This window comes from Calidithermus timidus DSM 17022 (assembly GCF_000373205.1).
GTDB lineage: Bacteria > Deinococcota > Deinococci > Deinococcales > Thermaceae > Calidithermus > Calidithermus timidus.
Map to the genome: position 1 here is coordinate 223,701 of NZ_KB890696.1, position 20,960 is coordinate 244,660.

The following is a 20,960-nucleotide window of genomic DNA, read 5'->3' on the forward strand; positions in this document are numbered from 1 at the left end:
GTACTTAGCGCGTAAAACTCCACGACACCGGCTGCCCATCCCTGTAAGGCATCACCCCATGAAAGGGGCGTGGGTCGGAGTCGAAGACCAAGGGCAGAAAGTGGCGGTCACCGGGCCACATGGGCAGTTCCATCCGGACGACGCGCTCGAGCGCGACCCACTCGAGCGCCCCCTCGTGGTTACGCTGCAAAGGCGTACCGGTCCACTCGGGAACGAGGAACACGAAGCCGAACCAGTCCTCGCCGCGCTGGCCGAAGCCAGGCCAGGAGATGGTTCCCCGCAGGATGAGCCTGGTGGCTTCGATGCCCGCCTCCTCCCGCAGTTCGCGCCGCATCCCGGCGGCCACGTCCTCGTGGGGCTCGAGCTTGCCCCCCAACCCGTTGTACTTGCCTAAGGCGGGGTCGTCGGGGCGGGCGTTGCGGTGGATCAGCAGCACCGAGCGGCCATCGGGCGAGAGCACATAGCCGAGGGTGGCCAGGATGGGGGTGTAGGGCATCTTGCGTACAACTACGGCCAGCACTCAGCCTCAAGCCAGCCGGGGCGCGGCGGGGTCAGGACGCTCGGCCAGGGTCTTGAACTGGCGATGGCGCTCGAGCGCTGCCGCGATGAAACCACCAAAGGGAGGCGAAACCCGCATGGGGCGGCTGGCGAGCTCGGGATGGGATTGCAGGCCGATGAAGAAGGGGTGATCGGGCAGTTCGATAGCCTCCACCAGACCTTCTCCGCGCCCGTGCATACCCGGCGTGACCGCCGAGACGGTGAGGCCGCCTTCGATGAGCTTGTGCACGTAGGCGGGGTTGACCTCGTAACGGTGGCGGTGGCGCTCGTAGGCCAGGTCCTTGCCGTAGAGGCGGTGCAGGATGGTCTCGGGGTGGATGCGCATGGGCCAGTTGCCCAGCCGCATGGTGCCGCCCAGCCCCTCGACCTCGAGCTGCTCGGGCATCAGGTCGATGACGGGATGGGGGGTATAGGGGTCGAACTCGGTGGAGTTGGCCCCTTCCAACCCCAGCACGTTGCGGGCGAACTCGATCACCGCGACCTGCAGGCCCAAGCAGATCCCGAAGTAGGGGATGCGGTTCTCGCGGGCGTAGCGGGCGCACAGGATCTTGCCCTCGATGCCGCGGATACCGAAGCCCGGCCCCACCAGCACCCCGTCCACCCCGTGCAGGGCCTCGGCGGCCTGCTCGAGGCTGGTGATCTCCTCAGCGTTGACCCACTTCACGTTCACGCGGGCGTCGTTGGCGATCCCCGCGTGGCGGAAACCCTCGAGGATGGAGAGGTAGGCGTCGGGCATCTTGACGTACTTGCCCACGAAGGCCACCGTCACCTCGTCCGAGGGTTGCTTGAGCTTGCGCACCGCGCTCTGCCAGAAGCTGAGGTTGGGTTGGATGGGCTCTAGGCCCAGCTTTTTCTCCACGATCCGGCCCAAGCCCTGCTCCTCGAGCACCAGCGGCACCTCGTAGAGGAACTGCACGGTGGGGCTGGTGAACACCTCGCTAGGGCGCACGTTGGTGAAGAGGGCCACTTTCTTGCGCACGTCCTCGGGCACCATCTTGTCCGAACGCAGCACCACCGCGTCAGCCTGGATGCCCAAACCCCGCAGCGCCGAGACCGAGTGCTGGGTGGGCTTGGTCTTGAACTCCTCGGAAGTGGGCAGGTAGGGCACCAAGGTGAGGTGAATGTACATCACGTCGCCGTCCTCCTCGTCGAACTGGAACTGGCGGATGGCCTCGAGGAAGGGCAGGCTCTCGATGTCGCCCACCGTGCCGCCCACCTCCACCACCGCGATGTCGGCTTCCTGCTCCTTGGCGACCCGGCGAATGCGCTCCTTGATCTCATCGGTGATGTGGGGGATTACCTGCACCGTCTGGGAGAGGTACTCGCCCCGGCGTTCCTTCTGGATCACCGAGAGGTAGACCTGGCCGGTGGTGAGGTTGTTGCCCCGGCTGAGGTCGATGTTGAGGAAGCGCTCGTAGTGGCCGATGTCGAGGTCGGTCTCAGCCCCGTCGCCCGTCACGAAGACCTCCCCGTGCTCATAAGGCCGCATGGTCCCCGCGTCCACGTTGACGTAAGGATCGATCTTGATGGCCGTGACCCGATAGCCCCTGGCCCGCAAAATCGCACCCAGCGAGGAGGTCAGGATGCCCTTGCCCAAACTGCTCACCACACCGCCCGTGACAAATATGTATTTCATCCTGCTCTCCTCCAAACAAAAGCCAAACCGCCTCACGCCTCTCGGTGGCGCTGAGGCCGGACAGTTTTCACGGGATTTCATCATACCATCTTTGGCCTACGGCTCGGATGAGTCAGGCAGCAAAAAGGCCCCAGATTTCTGTACCTGGTCAAAGCAAGGGTATAGTTGAGACATGAATATCGCCCCTGGCATCGCAGTTATCCCCGTGCCCATCCCCTACCCCTTCAAATACGTCAACTGCTACTTGCTGCTGGGCGACGGGGCGGTGCTGGTGGACTGTGCGCTCGATACCCCCGAGGCCAGGCCCGCCCTCGAGGCAGCCTTAGCACAGCATGGCCTGAAGTTCGCCGACCTGGACCGTCTGGTTCTGACCCACCACCATCCCGACCACTACGGTCTGGCCGGGCTCATCGAGGCCGAGGGGGTGCCGGTGTATTTGCTGGACGTGGAGCTCGAGCGCGGCCACCCCTTCTGGACCGAACCCGAAGCCATGAACCGGACGGGACTGGAGCTCTTCCGCCGGCACGGCGTCCCCGAGGAGGCCCTGAGCAACCTGGGGCGCGAGATGGCCAAGACCCGCAGCCGGGTGCACGCCCCGCGGAATCCCCGCGCCTTCCGCGAGGGGGAGGTGCTCGAGCTCGCCGGTCAGCGCTGGCGGGTGATCTGGACCCCCGGACACGCCGACGGACACGCCATGCTGCTGCGCGAGAGCGACGGCGTCTTGCTGGCCGGAGACCACGTGCTCGAGCGCATCTCCCCCAACATCGGCGTGTGGGCCTACTCCTACCCCAATCCGCTGGGGCTCTACCTCGAGTCGCTGGAAAAAGCCAAGGGGCTCGAGGTCTCGCTGGCCCTGCCCGGCCACTACCGCCCCCTGAAGGACTTCAAAGGGCGCATTGAGGAACTGGCCGCTCATCACCACGAGCGCCTGGATTACCTGCTGGGGTTGATGAACGGCCAGCCCAAAACCTGCTGGGAACTCTCCTTAAAGCTTTTCCCCGGAGAGCTCAACACGGCCCAGCGCCGCTTCGCCTGGTCGGAGACGCTGGCCCACCTGGAGTACTTGCTCCAAGCTGGCAGAATTCGCAAAGAAACCATGGGCGAAACCATCGTCTATGGTGTCTAGGCAAAGTCGCGGGGGTCTTGTCGGGGTCGGCACAAGCGAGGGCGCGATAAGCTGAAGGCGAAGGAGGCGGCCATGGACAAGGTTTACAAGAAGGTCGAGTTGGTGGGCTCGAGTGGCGAGAGCATCGAGAAGGCTATCGAAACCGCGCTGGGCCGCGCGAACAAGACCCTGCGCAACCTGGACTGGTTTGAAGTCAAGGAATTGCGTGGGCTGATCGAGGGTGGAAAGGTCAAGATGTATCAGGTGACGCTCGAGGTGGGGTTCAGGCTCGAGGAGTAGCGCGAATCTGCCTACCACGCCAGTGCCTGACCATCGGCCCTGGGCTCCGAGGCGGCGATCAAGGCCTGGCCGTGGCGCAGGATGATCTGCCCGCGCCCGAACAGCCCGGCCTCGGGCTGGATCACCACGTGGTGGCCCCGGTCGATGAGGCCCTGCACCACGTGCTGTGGCACGCTGGGCTCGAGCAGAACCTGCTTTCCTCTGACCCACTGCCAGCGAGGAGCGTCCAGCACAGCCTGCGGGTTGAGGCCCGCGTCCTCCAACGCCAGGGCTACCTGGAGGTGGCCCTGCGGCTGCATGTGACCGCCCATCACCCCGAAGGGCCCCAGTGGCTTGCCGTCGCGGGTCAGGAAGCCGGGAATGATGGTGTGGAAAGGGCGCTTGGCGGGGGCGTAGCGGTTGGGGTGATCGGGCTCGAGCACGAAGCCCGCTCCCCGGTTTTGCAGCGAGATTCCGGTGCCCGGCACCAGCACCCCGGCCCCAAAGCCCATGTAGTTGGACTGAATGAAGCTCACCATCAGCTCGCCGTCGGCGGCGCAGAGGTAGACCGTACCCCCCTTGGGAACCCCGGCTTCTACGGGCCGGGCGGTATCCGTGATGAGTCGCCGACGGCTCGAGAGATAGACATCGTCGAGCAACTGGGCGCTGCTGAGGCGCATGTGCCGGGGATCGGCCACCTCGGCCTTTACGTCGGCAAAGGCCAGCTTCATGGCCTCGATCTGGAGGTGCAGGTACTCGACGGGGTCATGGGAAGCACGGAGCATGTCGAGGCCGGCCAGTATCTTCAGCGCCATCAGGGCAGCGATACCCTGAGTATTGGGGGGAATTTCGTGGACCTCGAGGCTGCCGTAGCTGGCCGAGATGGGCTCGACCCACTCCGGCTCATAGGCCGCGAGGTCGGCTTGGGTCAGCCAGCCTCCCGTGTCGGCGGCGAATTCAGCCATCTTCCGGGCCAGGGTTCCTTTGTAGAAGCTCTCGGCCTGGCTCGAGGCGATCTCTCGAAGGGTCGCGGCATGCTCCGGACTACGCCAGACCTCCCCGGCTCGTGGACCACGTCCCCCTGGGAAGAACACCCGGTTGAAGGCCCGGTGCTCCGGCCCCAATAGCTTCAAGAAGGCTTCCGCCGAACGGCTCCAGCTCCTAGCCGTCACTGGCGACACGGCAAAGCCTTCTTCGGCGTAGCGGATCGCGGGCTCGAACAGCCGCTCGAAGGGCAGCTTGCCAAAGCGCTCCGAAACCGCCCGCCAGCCCGCGGGCGCCCCCGGCACGGTGACGCTCAGCCAACCCCTGGCCGGAACCTCCTCCATCCCTTCGAAGGCTGCGAGCGGGAGCTGGCTGGGGCTGGGCCCCGAAGCATTGAGGCCGTGCAGCCCGCCATCCCAGATCAGGGCAAAAGCGTCAGAACCGATGCCGTTGGAGGTGGGCTCGAGCACCGTCAGCGCGATGGCCATCGCCAAAGCCGCATCCGCCGCGTTGCCCCCGGCCAAGAGCATTTCCATGCCCGCCAGGGCTGCTTGAGGCTGGGAGGTAGCGACCGCGCCACGCTTGCCCACCACCACCGTACGGCGGGAGGGATAGGGATAGGAGTTGAGGTCCACGAGTAGCAGGGTACAGGAGGAGAGCGGTCGCGGGTCAAGGGGCTAGCCACCTTTGACCCTCAACCCCAGCCCTTCTAAACCGGCTCGTCGAAGCGGTAGGGTTCGATGCTCTTACAGCGGCCTCGCTCAAAGGTCAGGGCAGTGGCGTGGAAGCGGGCGGGGCCTTCTTGGGCGCGGAAGCGGGTGGGGCGCTGGGTGAGGAAGCGACCCAGGAAGCTCTGTACCTCGCCGCCAATGATGCCGTCGTAGGTTCCGGTCATGCCCACGTCGCTCTGGTAACCCGTACCCCCAGGCAGCACCTCGGCATCGGCGGTGGGAACGTGGGTGTGGGTGCCCAGCACCGCGCCGACGCGCCCGTCGAGGTAGCGGGCCAGGGCCAGTTTCTCGGAGGTGGCCTCGGCGTGAACCTCGAGCAACACGCAGTCGGCCTGCTGCTCGGCGAGCAAGGCATCCATCCCCCTGAAGGGGTCGTCGAGGGGGTCCATGAACAAGCGGCCCATCACCTGGCAGATCAGCAAGCTCTCCCCCGCTGCCTCCACCCGCCACCAACCCCTGCCAGGGGTTCCGGGAGGGAAGTTCAGCGCCCGCACGATGGGCTCGGTTTCGATGAGCTCGTAGACCTCGCGATGATCCCAGGCGTGGTTTCCAAGGGTGAGCACGTCCACGCCCGCCTCGCGCAACCGCCTGTAGGCGGCCTTGGTGATACCCAGGCCCCCTGCGGTGTTCTCGGCGTTGGCGACGACGACGTCGAAGCCATCCCGAATATCGGGTAGGTGCCTCGAGACGATCCGCAGACCCGGTTCGGCGAAGATATCCCCGATGAATAAAACGCGCATGGGCCTAGTCTAATCGGGCATTCGGGTACAGCGCGTGTAATTCGGCCTTCAGGCCCTGGAAATCCTCCGAAGGCAGGCGGCAAACCCCCCGCCGGCACACATAAGCCAGCCCCGCCTTGCGCCCCGCGAGCACGGGCAGGGTGTGGGAAGGGCCAATCGCCAGGGTGGTGAGGGGTAGATAGAGCTTCTGTGCCTCGGTAGCCCAGCGCGAGGGCGTGACCAGGGCCAGCTCGCTGCCCTGGGCCCCAACCAGGTGGGCCTGGAGCAGCGCCGAAAAGCCAAAAGGGCTGTGCTGGAGGCTACGGGCGTAGACCTCTACCGCCGAAAGCGCGGCTTCGTACCACTCCGGGCGCTCGTACAGGGCCGCCAGCCGGAAAAGCAGCTCGGCAGCCGAAGCCGAAGGGCTTGGGTAGGGTCCGTCGTACGCGTCCTTGGCCTTGATGGGCAGCTTCTCGCTTGGGGAGTCGCGGAAGCCCCCCTCCGGGTCGCGGAAGTGGGCCATGATGCCCTCGGCCCGCTGGTGGGCGGCCTCGAGCCATTCCATCTCCCCGGTAGCCTGATAGAGCTCCAGCAGCCCCAGCCCGTAGCTGGCCTGGTCGCTCAGGTAGGCTTCGGGGCGCAGTTTTCCCGCCCGCCAAGAATGCCGCAACAACCCCTCTGCGACCATGGTCCCCAGCACGAAGCGAGCGTTGGCGCGGGCGGCCTCGAGGTAGCGCTCCTCTCCCAGCAGCCGCCCGGCCTCGGCCAAAGCCCGCAGCATCAGGCCGTTCCAATCGGCCAGCACCTTGTCGTCGGTGAGGGGCCAAACTCGCCGCTTGCGGCGCTCGTAGAGCCTGGCCCGCACGCTCTCTACCCACTCGGAATAAGCCTGGGGGCTCAGGCCCAGCGACTCGCGCAGGGCCTCGTCGGGGAAGCGGCGCTCGAGCACGTTGACCCCTTCCCAGTTCCCCGCCTCCGATACCCCGAACAGCCGGATAGCCGCCTCGGCATCGCTGCCCAGCACCTCCCGCACCTCGGCTTCGCTCCAGACGTAGAACTTACCCTCCACGCCCTCCGAGTCGGCGTCCTGGGCCGACCAGAACTCGCCCTGCGGTCCGGTCATCTCGCGCAGCACGTAGCGCAAAATCTCCTCGGCCACCTGTCGGTAGCGCGGCTTTCCCGAGAGCTTGTAGCCCCCCAGGTACACCCGCGCCAGTTGTGCATTGTCGTAGAGCATCTTCTCGAAGTGGGGCACCCGCCAGATGCCGTCGACGGCGTAGCGGTGAAAGCCGCCGCCCACCTGGTCGTAGATACCGCCCTCCATCATGCGCTCGAGGGTCAGCTCGAGGTGCTTCCAGGCCACCCGATCCCCCAACCAGGCATGGCAGAGCAGGTAGAGCAGTGCGGGGGCGTGGGGAAACTTGGGAGCGCCACCAAAGCCACCGTAGCTCTGGTCGAAGGCCCTGGAGAGCCCGGCCAGGGCCGAGGGGTGCAGGTCGTCGGGAAGGGGGGCGCTCTGGGGCCGCAGCGCGTTGCTGAGCGCCTTGGTCAGGTCCTCGGCGTTCTCGAGCACGTCCTGCCTGCGGTGCAGCCAGGCGTTGTGGACGCCCTCGAGCAACCGGCGAAAGCTGGGCAACTGGGGATGATCGCGGGGCGGGAAATAAGTCCCGCCGTAAAAAGGCCGTAGGTCGGGCATGAGGAACATGTTCATGGGCCAGCCGCCCGAGCCGGTCATGGCCTGGAGCGCGTTCATGTAGACCTGGTCGACGTCGGGCAGTTCCTCGCGGTCTACCTTGATGGGCACGAAGTGGGCGTTGAGAAAGGCGGCCACCTCGGGATCCTCGAAGCTCTCGCGCTCCATCACGTGACACCAATGACAAGTGGCATAGCCCACCGAAAGAAATATCGGCTTATCCTCTGCCCGCGCCTTGGCAAAGGCTTCCTCTCCCCAGGGATACCAATCCACCGGGTTATGGGCGTGCTGCAACAGGTAGGGGCTGGTCTCGTGGATCAGGCGGTTAGGCATGAGCCGAGCCTAGCCCTCGAGGTCGCCCGCAACTGTAAGAGCGGTTTCCAGGAACATCGGGCGGGTAGCGGATCCGGGGTGAACAGGGGCGGGCTGGTGGCCCGCCCCTGCAAAAGGCATCTTGCGTTTAGGCCGATTTAGGCTTCTGCACGAAGCGCAGGATGAAGTAGAACGCCCCAGCTACGATCAGGGCAGGTACCAGGATGGTCAGCAGGCGGAAGATCAGGCTGGCCAGGCCCTTGAGGATCGCTCCCAAGAAGGTGAAGAGCCAGCCCCCCACCCACATCACCACCAGGGCGACCACCGCGATGAGCAGGCCCAGCACCACCCATTCAAGGATGTCCTGGAAAGAACGCTCGTTCATGTGCTCAGGATAGCACACTGCCCTCAGCCTCTTGTGTGCCATCCCGAAGTGGAAAGCGCTCTCAATCGGCATAAAGCTGGGCCTCGAGTCGGATCAGCCAGCCCTCGTCACCCTGAGCCGCAGCCAGGGGAGCCACCGCTACCTTCTCCTGCTGCAGCACTTTCTCCACGCCTGTGATACCGTATTCGACGTAAGCCGCGAGCAGCGAGTGAATGATTTTGGCGTCGGGGCGCGACTCAGCCCACTTCCAAGCCTGATAGGCCCGCTGCTGGCGGGTCTTGACCACCCAGCCAAAAGCCAGCCAGCCCAGCATGTCGTAGAGGTCGAGGTCGCTGCGGCGGACCAGACGTCGCAGGCCCTGCTCAGTCCAGCCTTCGCGCTCGAGGGCGATCACCAGGCTCTCGCGCTCCTGGGGGTTGAGCCAGGCTTGCCTGAGCCGCTCTGGACTGCCAATAAGCTCGGCCAGGTAAGGCCGCGCTTCGGCGGGGCTGAGCACCAGGAAACCACTGGCCAGCACCAGCCCCCCTGGTAGAGCGCCCGGTTGATCAGCAGGCGCAGGTTGCGGTGGGTAAGGGGCTTACGGGCAAGCGTTTCCGAGCGCAGCCAGGGCGGACGCTCGGCGGGCAACGCCTCGAGTACCAATATCGCCGGAACGCCCTCGAGCTTGGGGTTCTCCCGCATCGCCCGGCGCAGCGCGATGCTGTCGTATTCTCCCAGCCTGTCGAGGATCACCAAGTCGGGCAGGTCCTCCAGGAGCTGGGCCTCCCAGGAGTCGGGCCGGTCGTAAGCGCTCAATTTATACCCATCGGCAGTAGTCACCACTTCCAGGAATCGCTCGAGCCCGGAATCATCCGTCACAACGCCAATATGAGCCATAGGGTTGTCATGAGTATACCGATAGTCAGCGGGAGAATCGATGGCTGATAGCCATGAGCGTCTAGAGGCCAGAGCGTCTTGCGTCTGGCATGCGGCGCAAGTCTTGACATTGTAAAGTATCGCCGTGGTTCGCATCGCTTACCAGGGAACCGAGGGAGCTTACAGCGAGGAAGCCGTGCTCAAAGCCTTCCCCGAGGCACAGCCCATTGGGCTTCCCACTTTTCACGAAGTATTCGATGCCGTATCCGAGCACGAAGTCGAGCTGGGGGTGGTGCCGGTGGAAAATACCACCGCCGGAATCATCAACCAGACCTACGACCTGCTGCTCGAGACCGACCTGCACGTAATCGGGGAGATCGTGCTCAAAGTCGAGCACTGCCTGATGGCTCCCAAGGGGAGCCGGCTCGAGGACATCCGCTTCGTCAAGAGCCATCCCCAAGGGCTAGCCCAGTGCGACGGCTTCATCGCTCGCTACCACTTGAAGGCCACCCCGGTCTACGACACCGCGGGGGCGGCAAGGGAGCTGGCGGAAAACCCCGAACCCGGCCACGCCGCCATTGCCAGCCGCCGGGCTGCCGAACTCTACGGGCTAGAGGTGCTGGCGGAAAACATCCAGGACTTCAAGGGCAACTACACCCGCTTCTTCGTACTCTCGCGCGACATCCCACCCCGACGCGAGGGGCCGCACAAAAGCTCGGTGGTCTTCGCTACCCGCCACGTACCCGGTGCCCTGCTGCACGCGCTACAAGCCCTAGCCGACGCCGGGGTCAACATGACCAAGCTCGAGTCCCGCCCCCGTCGGGATCCCGAGCGTCCCTTCAGTCCCGTATTCTACGTAGACTTCGAGGGCCACATCGAAGACCCTGGACCGGCCAAAGCCCTCGTCGGGCTGCTGCAGCGCGCGCAGTTCGTCAAGGTGCTAGGTTCATATCCGGTAGCGCAAAACGGCGTGTAGCAAAGAAAAAGTGGGGGCTTCGTGCCCCCACTTTATGAAGTTCTACTCAGCATCTCATCGGAAGGAGGCCCCCAGGATAGCCCGGCTGCCTACAAAGCCATCGAAGTAGTAGATCCCCTGCCAGCCCACGAAGAGCCCGGTTGAGCGATCCACGGCGAACTCAATGCCGAAGTCCAAGGTCAAGCCCGCGTCCGCGGCACCCCCGCCAAACCCCACTCCGACGCCGCCCCCGATGTAAGGCGAAACCCCGCGCAAGTCGCGGTCGAACTGGCCCAGGTCGGGCTTGAACAGCAGCTCACCGCCTACGAGGACTGCCGGCCCCCGGAAAACGAGGTCGCCGTAAAGCAAGGCCACCAGGTTACGCTGGAGTTCGGCCTCGAGGCCGAAGCCGAGCGCGGGGTTGGGAACCGAGATGCGGAACTGGAAGGCGCGCTGAGCCTGAGCGCTCGCGCCGATCGAAAGGACCAAGAGGAGAATCAAAAGGCTGAGTCGTTTCATGGGTCGTTACCTCCTCCGCGTCACCATAGCCCATACATGGCCATATGTCCAAGCCTGGCTTCTCTCACAGAGCGCTAACGCTGCATGCTTAGATTGGGGCGCATGAAGAGGATGCTGTGGATCGCCCCTGTGCTGGCAGCCATCGGCCTGATGGGGGCTCCCCTGGTCGCCCAGACCAAGCCCCAGGCCGTTAAGATCGGCTTTATCAACTCCGATATGGCCATCGAAGCCCACCCCGATTACGCCAAGGTCAAAGCGGTGCGCGACCAGGCCGATAAGGAGCTCAAACCCCTACAAAACCAGCTCACCCAACTCCAGCAGAAGATCCAGTCCGGCCAGGCCACGGCCAAGGATCAGCAGGACTTCCAGACGCTGCGCCAGGCCTACCAGGATGCCCTCAAGAAGTGGTCCACCCGCACCGAAGAGGCTGGCAAACCCCTCACCGAGCAAATCAACAAGATCATCAAGAAGGTCGCCGAAGAAAACGGCTTCCAGGTGATCATGGATTACAAAGTCGCCAGCGCCAGCAATCTGGTGGTCTACGCCGCCGACGGCCTGGACGTGACCCAGAAGGTCATCGAGGAACTCAAGAAGTAGGCGCAGTCGCTATTCCAAGGGGCTCTCCGGAGCCCCTGCTTTTCTCATGGGACGTCCTCTCATCGCGTTACCCACCATTGCGCCGCACTGGGTATGCGTGGGAACCGCTCTCACAAGTTGCTAAAGCAAGGTCCGTACAGTGAAGGCCATGTGGACACGCGTTCTCGCCGCCCTTTGCCTGGTGCTGCTGACAGCGCCATTGTCGGCCCAGACCAAGCCCCAACCCTGGCGGGTAGGGTTCATCAGCCCGGACATCGCCATCCAGGCTCATCCCAACTACGCTAAGCTCAAGGCCGTGCAGGACCAGGCCGAGAAGGAGCTCAAGCCTCTGCGCGACCAGATCAGCCAGCTCAGCCAAAAAGCCCGCGGCGGGCCGCTGTCGGCCAAAGACCAGCAGAGCCTGCAAACCCTACAGAAGGCGTTACAGGACGGCGGCAAGAAGTGGAGTGAGCGCATCAGCGCGGTGGCCAAACCCTTGCTCGACGATATCGACAAGGAGGTCAGGAAGGTTGCCCAGGCCAACGGCTTCCAAGTGGTCATGGATTACAAGGTGGCCCAGGCCAGCGGCATCGTGGTCTATGCCGCTCCCGGCACCGACGTAACTACGCTGGTAGTCAAGGAGCTCAAGAAGTAAGCCAGCACCATCCAAGCGTAATACCCCTCGAGCGAGGACACGAAAGCCAGCTTTTGCTCGGTCTTAATTCGAGATTGGGGGGGTTTTGGTTGTGCTAGACTGGCTTCAATGGCAAAGGCAAAGTCCAAGCGCTCTAGCCCGGCCCCAAATCCCTCTCCCAAGAACCCCAAGGAGCCTCATCTCGATTCCGAGGCGCTAGCCATGGTGGCGCTGGCGGCGGGAATCGCACTGGGGTTGGTGCTCTACGTCAACCCCCACTTCACCGGGGAGTACGGCCAGTGGCTGCGGCAGATCAGCTACGGCAAGCTAGGGCTGCTAACCTGGATACTCCCCCCCGCCCTGGCCATCCTCTCGGGCCTGCTGTTGCTGGGTCGGTCGCTGCGCGCTTTTCTGCGCGCGGTGGGTTTTACCCTGTTGGGAACCGCCGTGATGCTGCCGGTGCTCTCGGTCATCCGCCCGGAATGGGGCGGTGAACTGGGCGCACTGGCCGCGAGGGGACTGACCGACACGCTGGGCAACGCCGGGCTGCTGCTGTGCGCGGTGATGCTGGCTTTCGTGCTGGACATGGCGCTGCGGAAGCGCCCCGGGTGGCTGTTCGGGGTGGTGGGCCGGCGGGTCGGGCTGGCGGCCTCGAGGCTCTCCCGCTCCATCCGCCTGGCCCGTCGGGCCTCGAGGTTGCTGGGTGAGACCCGCATCCTGGCCGAGCGCTACCCCGAACACAAGGCCCTGGCCGCGTTAGAAGCGGACTTGGCCGAGTATCGTCGCAATCCGCTGGCGGGCGACGCGACGGGCGAAGGGCTCGAGGCACTCTCCGGAGTGTTCCAAAAATTCCTGCAAGAGCGCAGCACCGAGCTGGCAAGCACGGTCAGGGCCGAGGTACGCCCCTTGGCAGCCAGGCTCGAGCGGCTTTCGGCAGCGCTAGCCACCCCAGTGCAGGGCCTCGGGCTGGCCCAGGCCCTCGAGGAGCGCCGAGCCGCGCTAAGCCTGGAAGTAGGCACCCTCCACGCCAAGGCCCGCGGCCTCGAACGCCAGGCCGAGCAGGCCAGCGCTCTGCTGGAACGCGGGGTAGGCGCCCACCACCTGTTGCAGGCCTGGGACGAGCACCAGACCCGGCTGGAGGCCTGGGAAGCCCTGCAGGGGCTGGTGAGCGATCTCGAGCAGCGCGCCGACGGCTGGCTGCGTTGGGCGGAGTGGCTGGAAGCCAACCCACCCGAAGCCCACTCCGCCGGTCTGCGAGCACTGCTGGAGGGCGGCCTGAGCGCCACCCCGCCGGTGATCTTCCCGGCAGTGACCCGCTCCCCCGCGGTCGAGAATCTGCCAGACTTCGAGCTGGAATTCGACTTCGACGAGGCCCCTGAGGCCCAACCGGTGGTCACGGCCCAACCCAAGGCACCGCCGAGCAAGCCCCCCACCAAGGCGCAGAGCAAAGCTCCGATCCGAGCAGTAAACAACGAGACGACCGCGCTGGCGCTGCCCACCTCGGCACTGCTCGACCCCGCCGAGGCCCCCAGGCACGACCCCCGCGTGCTCGAGGCCAACACCCGCCGCCTGGCCGAGACCATCGACGCCGCGCTCAAAAGCTTCAACGTGGAGGCGAAGGTGGTGGGCTGGGCCCGCGGCCCCACGGTGACGCGCTTCGAGCTCGAGCCCGCTCCTGGCGAGAAGATCAGCCGGGTGGCCAACCTGGCCAATGACCTCGCCCGCGCCCTGGCCGCCGGTTCGGTGCGTATCGAGGCTCCCATCCCCGGCAAGAGCGTCATCGGCCTCGAGGTGCCCAATGCCGAACGCGACGTGGTTCGCTACAGCGAAGGCATCAACAGCTCGAGCTTCGTACGGTCGAAGGACCGCCTCCCGCTGGTGCTGGGCAAGAGCATCGACGGCGAGATCTGGGTACGCGACCTGGCCAAGATGCCCCACCTCCTCATCGCTGGCTCCACCGGCTCAGGTAAGAGCGTGGCCGTCAACACCCTCATCAGCAGCCTGCTGTTCAAGTTCCTGCCCACCGAGCTGCGCTTCCTGATGATCGACCCCAAGATGGTCGAGCTCACCCCCTACGAGGGCATCCCCCACCTCATCCGGCCCGTGGTGACCAACCCCGCCGACGCCGCTGGGGTGCTGCTGGGTGCGGTGGCCCACATGGAGCGTCGCTACAAGATGATGAGCCAGGTAGGAGCGAGAAACCTCGAGCAGTTCAACGAGAAGATGAAGGCGGTGGGCGAACCCACCCTCCCCTACCTCGTCATCGTCATCGACGAGCTCGCCGACCTGATGATCACCGCCCCCAAGGAGGTCGAGCAGGCCATTTTGCGCCTGGCTCAGATGGCCCGCGCCACCGGAATGCACCTGATCCTAGCCACCCAGCGCCCTTCGGTGGACATCCTGACCTCCTTGATCAAGGTCAACATCCCCGCCCGCATGGCCTTTGCAGTCTCCTCGGGCTTCGACAGCCGCACCATCCTCGATACGGTGGGCGCCGAGCGCCTGGTGGGCCAGGGCGACATGCTCTACCACCAGCCGGGGTTGCCCAAGCCCGTGCGCCTGCAAGGCCCCTACCTCTCCGAGGGCGAGGTGCACCGCCTGGCCGAGTTCCTGCGCCAACAGAGCTTCGAGGACGCCTTCGGTGAGACTTATGGCTCCGATTTCGACGGCCCGCCCAACCTGGCCGCAGACGGCGGGGGCAGCGGCGAGGTGGACTTCTCCGACCCCCTGCTGCGCAAGGCCGCCGAGGTGGTCATCGAAGAGGGCTATGCCTCGGTGAGCCGCCTCCAGCGCCGCCTGTCGGTAGGCCACGCCCGCGCTGGCAAGCTGGTGGACAGCCTCGAGGCCATGGGCATCGTAGGCCCTCACCAGGGCTCCAAGCCTCGAGAGGTGCTGATCACCCGCGATCAGCTACCGGAGTACTTCGGCAATTGAAGCGGGGATGAGGATCAACCGCCGACCCCTCCGTGCTCAAAGGTTCTCCGGGAACAACTGCACACCCTCCAAACGCGCATAGTTATCGATGAGTTTATCCAGAGTGGCCCCAATCAGATCCGAGCTCAGGCTCTCCTGTACCGCTTCGAAGGGTGCGTAGGCGAAGGGCTCAATGTTGTTGAGCCGGATGATATGGTAGCCAAACTCGCTCTTGACCGGCACGCGGGTGATCTCACCGACCTTGAGCCTGAGCATGGCCCGCTCGAAAGCTTCGATCAAGCTGCCCACCGGGTAGCAGCCCAGTTCGCCCCCTTCGCTGCGGGAGCCCGGGTCGAGGGACAATTCGGAGGCCAGGGCCTCAAAGGTCTCGCCTTTGGCCAGGCGGGCCAGCACAGCCTGGGCCTGGGCCGGGGTCTCGACCAGGATGTGAGAGGTGCAATAGCGCGCAGGCTGGCTATACTCCGCGCGCTTGAGGTAGTACAGCAGCTTGAGCGCGGGTGTGCTGAACTGGATTTTGCTTACCAGATCGTCGATGAAGGCGTTGAAGGTGATGGCTTCGTAGATCAGCAGCCTATACCCTGCCAGGTCGCGCAGGCCGGCCTCTTTGAGCCCGGCCAAAAACGCCTCCTCGCTCTCGAAGCGCTCACGCACCGCGCTGATCTGTTGCTCGACTGCCGCGTCGGTGGCCGCGTAGCCCTGGCGCTCGGCCACGTTGAGCACCGCCTGGTCCTTGGCGAGGCGCTCGAGTAGCTGGGGTTTGAAGGGCTTGAGGGCGTCGGCGGCTTCGGGAGTGTAGGGGATCCCCTGCCGCATCAGGGCTTGATGGGTGAAGTACTCCCATTGCAAATCGAAGTAGCTTCGGGTCAGGCTAACCTTGCCCACCTTGGCCACCACAGGGTCGCCGCCCTGGGCCAGGGCCAGGGGGGCAAGCAAGACCAGCATCAGCAAAATTGGACGCATTGGGTTATGTTAGCACGGACACGCTGAACCGGCTGTAGCGACCGCGCGGTAAAATCAGCCGCGTGAGTTCGCCAGCGAGCAATTTTCAACTGATCGTGGTAGGGGCCGGGCTGAGGGGCTTGGTCTGCGCCTACCAGGCGCAGAAGGAAGGTTTGCGGGTAGCCGTGCTCGAGGCCCGCAAGCGCCCCGGTGGAGCCCTGCACACCCTGCGGCAGCCAGGGCTGCTGCTCGAGTGCGGCCCGGAGAGTATCCCCGCTAGCCCGGCCCTGAAGCGGCTGCTGGAGGAGCTCTGCCTCGAGTCCATCCCCGTGCAAGAGCAAAAAGCCTGCAAGCACAATGGGCAGTGGGTGACCTATCCTCAAGGACTCAGCCCCTCCGATCCGGCAACCTACGCTATGCTCGGTCCCCTGCTGGGCTTCAGCGCGCGCCTGCGCCTGCAAGCCGAGGGCCTGGTAGGCAAGGGAGCGCTCGAGGACGAATCGGTGGCCAGTTTTTTCACCCGCCGGCTGGGCAGCGCTGCCTGGGGGTTGTTGGCCCCCCTGGTGCAGGAGGAGTGGGGCGGCGACCCGGCCCAGCTCTCCCTGCGCTCGGCCTATCCTCGGCTGTGGCAGGCCGAAAACCAGCATGGAAGCCTGGCGCGTAGCCGCGAGCAGGCGCTTCGAACCCCCCGCCTCACCTTTGCCCAGGGCATGGGCAGCCTGATCGATGCGCTGGGCAAGGCCCTCGAGGGCAGGGTTCCCTTTGGACCCGGCCAGGAGGTAGTGGGCCTGCAACGCAAGGGGCAGCACTGGCAGGTCTACACCCGGCAGGGCCTGCTCGAGGGGGAGAGCGTGGTGCTAGCCTGCCCGGCCCCAGCTGCTGCCCGCATCCTACGCCACATTCACCCCCAGGCCACCACCCTGCTCAACCAGATCCCCCACCTGCCCTACAGCAGCGTCCATCTGGTCTTCGCCCAGGAGCAGCTTCCCGAGGATCCCCACCCTGTGCGCCTGTGGGAGGGAACAGGCGGCTTTTACCGCCTCAGCCGCACCCGCTCCCGCTTCCCGGCGCGCGTGGAGGAGGGGTTCGAAGTCCTGCGACTGGAGGTGGTAGGCGAAGCAGCCCGGCTGAGTGAAAGCGAGCTAGCCCGGCTGGCGCTAGACCAGATGCGCCGGCAGCTCGGGATCGGCGAGTCGAGCCGGGTGCTGGGCAGTTGGGTCTTCCGCCAAGTCGGCAGCCTACCCCAGCCTAGCCTGGGGCATCACCGCCGTGAGGCCTTACTCGAGAGCACCCTGCCTCACCTGCCGGGGGTGTTCTTCGCCGGGGGAAGCCTAGAGCAAGCCGTCACCGACGCCGAGCGGGCCGCCCGCAAGGTCTCGGGCTATCTGGCCTTGTCCGTAAATACACCCTCCCAATAGCAGAAGACCAGACCGTCCACGAGCTCGTAGCGCTCTGGGGAGGTAGCCTGGCGCACGGGAAAAAGGCCAACCCGGGTTCCCCTTGGGGGCGCTGCAAATGAAGTGCGAGCAGGCCATCCCGACGCTCCCGACGGCTAGCCACCGCGCCCCTGCCGCAGTTGCCGAACGAAAACCTGCGCCAGCTGGGGGTCGAATTGGCGTCCCGCCTGACGCTCGAGCTCGGCGAGGGCTTCCTCGTGACTCCAGGGCGGCTTGTAGGGGCGCTCGGAGGTGAGGGCGTCGTAGACATCGGCCAGGGCGAAGATGCGTGCCAGCAGGGGGATGGCCTCACCCGCGAGCCCGTCGGGGTAGCCCTTACCGTCCCAGCGCTCGTGGTGGTGGCGGATAACCTCTAGCGTAGCCGGGGGGAGGAAGCCCAGCCGCCGGGCCATCTCCTCACCCAGGGTGACGTGGGCCTTCATCTGCTCCCACTCCTCGGGCGTGAGCTTGCCGGGCTTCTTGAGGATGGCATCGGGGACGGCCAGCTTGCCCAGGTCGTGCAGGTAAGCCCCCAGGCGCAGTTCGGTGAGCGCGGGCTCGCCCAGGCCCAGCGCCTCGGCCAGCCGCAGGGCCAGCCGGGTAACCCGCTCAGTGTGCCCGGCGGTCTCGAGGTCGCGGTACTCCAGCGCTACCCCCAACCCTTTGAGGGCTTCCTCTCGCGCCTGACGGAGCTGCTGTAGGGTCTGGGCTTTCTCCAGGGCACGCTCCAGGCGGCGGGCGGCAAAGGTGAGCAGCGGCAGAGGGTCTTCGCGGTAGGCCTCTCGGAAGTCCAACAGGCTCAGCACCCCCACGGTCCGGCCAAACAGCTTCACCGGCATGTAAGCGGCGCTCTTCAGCCCCAAAGCCACCCGCTCAGGCAGGGCCTGGGGGTGGTCCGGGTAGAAGGGGGTGTAGAGGGCCTCCCCGGTGAGCAGGGCCTGACCCATGAGCCCCCGGCCTGGGGGATAGCTCTCTTGGCGGGCCCGCTCGAGCCAAGCTCCAGGAGGTTCTCCGGCCACCACCTTCAGCCGTAGGCCCTCGGGAGCGGCCTCACTGAAAAAAGCTGCCTGGAAGCCGCTGATGCGCCACAGGGCTTCCAGGGCCTCCTCCAAGATGACTTCGGGGTCATCCAGCACCTCCAGTCGGGCCGACAACTCGGCCAAGGCCCGGAAGCGCTCGGCCTCGCCTTGGGCCTTGCGCAGGGCCTCGAGGCGAGCGATGGCCGCCCCAGTGGCCTCGGCCAGGGCCAGCAGGAAGTGGCGGTCCTCAGGGAATAGCTCGCCGCCGTGCTCGGCGGTGTCGGCGGAGAGCACCCCCAGCACCCGCCCCTCGGCGGCGCGCAGGGGCACCCCCAGATAGGCCGCCCGATCCCGCCTCCCGGAGAAGAACAAGGCCTCGGGCACCTGCGAGGCGTCCTCCAAATACAGCGACTCGCCCCCTTCCAGCACCCGCCAGGCCAGACCCACCCCCCGCTCCACCCGCCGTCCCCGGGCGGCCTCGGCTATGTAGCCCGCCGCGGCCACCACCTCCAGACAGTCCCCCTCCTCGCGGTAGAGCGAGAGCAACGCGGTGGTGGCGCGGGTCTCCCGCAAGGCGGCCTCCACCGCGATCTCGAACACCTCCTGGACGGCGTGGGCCGGGCGCAGCAGGCTGTGGGCCCGGGCGGTGGCCTCGAGCCGGACCTGGTTCTCTCGCTGTGTCAGTTCCAGCGCGGCCCGCTGGGCGTAGGCCAGCAGGATTTCGCGCCGCAGTTCCTTCTCGCCCTCGGGCAGCGGGGCATCGTGCATGGCCACTAGGATGCCCAATATCCGTCCCCCCTCCCCCCGCAAGGGGGTACCCAGGTAGGCCTCGGCCCCCATCTCGGCAGCCAACCGATCATGGGGGAAAAGCCGGGTAACCTCCTGACCATACTCGCAAAACTGCCCAGCGAAGACGTCGGCACAGGGGGTGCCCTCGAGGTCATACTCGAAGGGCTCGGCACCGTAAACCGCCACCGCCAGGGCTTTATCGGGGGAGAGCAGCCGGTCGAGGAAGGCCCAGCGCACCCCCAGGCTTTCCCCCAGAGCCCGCACCAGGGCCTCGAGGTCGCCGGGGGGTACCTGGATTAGGCGTTCTAGAGCAGCGCGCACCCGGCGCTCAGCCAAGTCGTGGCGGGCGCGCTCCATAGCAGTGGCCCCAGCCTGAGCCAGCGCTTCTACTAGCCGGGCTTCCTGGGAACTGTAAGTGGGAGCGATCCGGCCAGCGATCAGCACCCCCAGCGCTCCCCCATGCGGGTTTGGGAGGCGGGCGACGACTTCGCTGCCGCTGGGAGGCGAGTCAACCCCAGGGGGCGTGTAGATCCGAGGGTCCTTCTGCACATCCCTCAGCACCTGGGTCCCCTCCCGCAAAGCCGCCCAGGAAACTCCCCGACCCTGGGGTAGCCCTTGGCCTACGCTCCCAGCCAGCGCCCCACTCGCGGCAGCTACCCGCAAGACACCGTCCTCGAGCAAAAGCACCGCTACCCAATCTGCCCACACGAGCTCTGGGGCCAGTTCCACCAGCCGCCGGGCGGCCTCCTCGGGACTGTGCACCTCGCCTAAAGCCTCTAGCGCCCGCAACAGCAGCTCCTGCTCCTTGACCCGCCGTTGCAGGGCTTCTTGGTCCAACTCACGCAGGAGGGCTAAGGAGAGCTGGGCGGCGAAAGCTTGGGCCATGGGGAGGATGGCGGGGGGATTGCTCAAGCCGTAAAGCCCTAGGAAACCCAGCGTAGATCCGTCCGGCTTGAGGGGCAGCACCAGGGCGTTGCCCAGCGGAGCCAACGCCAGCAACCAGGGCGGCACCCCCTCGCCGGGAATCTCCATCAGCACCACTGGCTCGCCTGTACGCAAGGCCTGAGCGTGGGGGCCCTCCTCCAGCGAGGCACTCTGGCCGCGCAGGGGTTCGACCTCCTGCCCCGATGCCGCCACCAGGCGGCGCTCTGGGCCTTCCACCAGAGAAACCGTGGCCGCTTTAGCCCGCAGCAACGAACGGGCTTCCTCCGCGCCGATCTGGGCTACTTCCTCCAGGTTTTTGCCCTCCAGCATGGCCCGGTCTAGGCGGTGCAGGGCTTCTAAAAGCTGTTGGCGGCGCGCTAGCTCGGCCTCGGCGTGAGCGCGCTGGAGGATCAGGCCAAAGAGGGGCAACACCTCCTCGAGGGCAACAATCTCCTCGTAAGGCACCACCTCTGCGAACAGCAGGCCCAGCGTGCCCAGCAGAACCCCATCACCGCGCAAAGGAGCCAGGACTAGCCCCCGGTAGCCCAGCCCGGCCCAATGGCGACTGGCCGGGCCGGTGGCCTCCTCGGGCAGGCGGTAGATCAGCACCCGGCCGCTGCTCAGGGTCTCGACCTCCTGCGGGGTGAGGCGGGCTTCCTCGGGGGGAACCACCCCCACCGCCGCGCGGAGCCTCAGCCCATTCTCCCGCAGCCGCAGCCAGGCCCCCTGGGCTCCCAGTGCATTGGTCAGAGCGCTCAGACCCCTCTGGGCCAGGGACTCGAGGTCGCCCGCTGAGGCCAGAGAGCGGCTCAGGCTGCCCAAAATTCGCTCGACCGCGCGCGAATGCATTCCCCATTCCAAACTATAAACTCTCCACACCCCTCGGGGTAGGGAATTCGAACAGGGCCTTATCGCCTTTCCCACATTTACGCTGCACGCGAGGCGGTTGTAGGCGGTATTCGTGGGAACCGCTCTAGA

At 65.8% G+C, this 20,960-nt stretch carries 18 protein-coding genes; 7 read left to right on the top strand and 11 right to left on the bottom strand.

The features are described 5' to 3' along the window. Positions 1 to 4: 4 nt before the first annotated feature. On the bottom strand, positions 5 to 520 hold the full coding sequence (locus B047_RS0107655) for an NUDIX hydrolase (protein WP_245533718.1): 516 nt from the start codon (positions 518 to 520) through the stop codon (positions 5 to 7). A 6-nt stretch (positions 521 to 526) separates the two neighbouring features. Continuing rightward, a complete protein-coding gene (locus B047_RS0107660) occupies positions 527 to 2,194 on the bottom strand; it encodes a CTP synthase (RefSeq protein ID WP_026234701.1) in 1,668 nt (555 codons plus the stop codon). Between the two features lie 172 nt (positions 2,195 to 2,366). On the opposite strand from B047_RS0107660, the gene B047_RS0107665 reads away from it, so the two are divergent. Further along, positions 2,367 to 3,320 carry an MBL fold metallo-hydrolase gene (locus tag B047_RS0107665; RefSeq protein ID WP_018466375.1) on the top strand — a complete coding sequence of 318 codons (954 nt, stop codon included), beginning with the start codon at positions 2,367 to 2,369 and terminating at the stop codon, positions 3,318 to 3,320. 72 nt (positions 3,321 to 3,392) lie between these two features. After that, positions 3,393 to 3,599 (top strand): dodecin, encoded by a 207-nt coding sequence (locus B047_RS0107670; RefSeq protein ID WP_018466376.1) that lies wholly within the window; start codon positions 3,393 to 3,395, stop codon positions 3,597 to 3,599. Positions 3,600 to 3,610: 11 nt separating this feature from the next. Here B047_RS0107670 and B047_RS0107675 read toward each other — a convergent pair whose 3' ends face one another. The 6 genes from B047_RS0107675 to B047_RS0107700 all read right to left on the bottom strand — a co-directional run bounded on the left by B047_RS0107675 (position 3,611) and on the right by B047_RS0107700 (position 9,221). Then, positions 3,611 to 5,197 carry a gamma-glutamyltransferase family protein gene (locus B047_RS0107675; protein ID WP_018466377.1) on the bottom strand — a complete coding sequence of 529 codons (1,587 nt, stop codon included), beginning with the start codon at positions 5,195 to 5,197 and terminating at the stop codon, positions 3,611 to 3,613. 74 nt (positions 5,198 to 5,271) lie between these two features. Further along, on the bottom strand, positions 5,272 to 6,033 hold the full coding sequence (locus tag B047_RS0107680) for a TIGR00282 family metallophosphoesterase (protein ID WP_018466378.1): 762 nt from the start codon (positions 6,031 to 6,033) through the stop codon (positions 5,272 to 5,274). A 4-nt stretch (positions 6,034 to 6,037) separates the two neighbouring features. Next, positions 6,038 to 8,038 (bottom strand): thioredoxin domain-containing protein, encoded by a 2,001-nt coding sequence (locus tag B047_RS0107685; RefSeq protein WP_018466379.1) that lies wholly within the window; start codon positions 8,036 to 8,038, stop codon positions 6,038 to 6,040. A gap of 127 nt (positions 8,039 to 8,165) precedes the next feature. Then, positions 8,166 to 8,402 carry a hypothetical protein gene (locus B047_RS0107690; RefSeq protein ID WP_018466380.1) on the bottom strand — a complete coding sequence of 79 codons (237 nt, stop codon included), beginning with the start codon at positions 8,400 to 8,402 and terminating at the stop codon, positions 8,166 to 8,168. Between the two features lie 61 nt (positions 8,403 to 8,463). Continuing rightward, on the bottom strand, positions 8,464 to 8,898 hold the full coding sequence (locus tag B047_RS18140; RefSeq protein WP_245533719.1) for a type I restriction-modification enzyme R subunit C-terminal domain-containing protein: 435 nt from the start codon (positions 8,896 to 8,898) through the stop codon (positions 8,464 to 8,466). Further along, positions 8,793 to 9,221, bottom strand: coding sequence for a PleD family two-component system response regulator (locus B047_RS0107700; protein ID WP_169336594.1), 429 nt, complete (start codon positions 9,219 to 9,221; stop codon positions 8,793 to 8,795). Before B047_RS0107700 ends, B047_RS18140 begins: the two co-directional genes overlap by 106 nt. Positions 9,222 to 9,402: 181 nt before the next feature. On the opposite strand from B047_RS0107700, the gene pheA reads away from it, so the two are divergent. After that, the gene (pheA, locus tag B047_RS0107705) at positions 9,403 to 10,233 is read left to right on the top strand and encodes a prephenate dehydratase (protein WP_018466382.1); all 831 of its coding nucleotides are present in this window, start codon (positions 9,403 to 9,405) and stop codon (positions 10,231 to 10,233) included. Between the two features lie 54 nt (positions 10,234 to 10,287). Here pheA and B047_RS0107710 read toward each other — a convergent pair whose 3' ends face one another. Beyond that, a complete protein-coding gene (locus tag B047_RS0107710; protein WP_018466383.1) occupies positions 10,288 to 10,731 on the bottom strand; it encodes a hypothetical protein in 444 nt (147 codons plus the stop codon). A 102-nt stretch (positions 10,732 to 10,833) separates the two neighbouring features. Between B047_RS0107710 and B047_RS0107715 the strand changes: the two genes are divergently transcribed. The 3 genes from B047_RS0107715 to B047_RS0107725 all read left to right on the top strand — a co-directional run bounded on the left by B047_RS0107715 (position 10,834) and on the right by B047_RS0107725 (position 14,875). Beyond that, the gene (locus tag B047_RS0107715) at positions 10,834 to 11,328 is read left to right on the top strand and encodes an OmpH/Skp family outer membrane protein (RefSeq protein WP_018466384.1); all 495 of its coding nucleotides are present in this window, start codon (positions 10,834 to 10,836) and stop codon (positions 11,326 to 11,328) included. 148 nt (positions 11,329 to 11,476) lie between these two features. Further along, complete coding sequence (locus tag B047_RS0107720; protein WP_018466385.1) at positions 11,477 to 11,962, top strand: OmpH family outer membrane protein; 486 nt, start codon at positions 11,477 to 11,479, stop codon at positions 11,960 to 11,962. 108 nt (positions 11,963 to 12,070) lie between these two features. Continuing rightward, positions 12,071 to 14,875 carry a DNA translocase FtsK gene (locus B047_RS0107725; protein ID WP_018466386.1) on the top strand — a complete coding sequence of 935 codons (2,805 nt, stop codon included), beginning with the start codon at positions 12,071 to 12,073 and terminating at the stop codon, positions 14,873 to 14,875. 36 nt (positions 14,876 to 14,911) lie between these two features. Here B047_RS0107725 and B047_RS0107730 read toward each other — a convergent pair whose 3' ends face one another. Next, positions 14,912 to 15,835 (bottom strand): peptidylprolyl isomerase, encoded by a 924-nt coding sequence (locus tag B047_RS0107730; RefSeq protein WP_018466387.1) that lies wholly within the window; start codon positions 15,833 to 15,835, stop codon positions 14,912 to 14,914. 62 nt (positions 15,836 to 15,897) lie between these two features. Between B047_RS0107730 and hemG the strand changes: the two genes are divergently transcribed. Beyond that, a complete protein-coding gene (gene hemG, locus B047_RS0107735) occupies positions 15,898 to 17,232 on the top strand; it encodes a protoporphyrinogen oxidase (RefSeq protein ID WP_018466388.1) in 1,335 nt (444 codons plus the stop codon). A 134-nt stretch (positions 17,233 to 17,366) separates the two neighbouring features. Here hemG and B047_RS0107740 read toward each other — a convergent pair whose 3' ends face one another. Continuing rightward, complete coding sequence (locus B047_RS0107740) at positions 17,367 to 20,831, bottom strand: GAF domain-containing protein (RefSeq protein WP_018466389.1); 3,465 nt, start codon at positions 20,829 to 20,831, stop codon at positions 17,367 to 17,369. Positions 20,832 to 20,960: the final 129 nt, after the last annotated feature.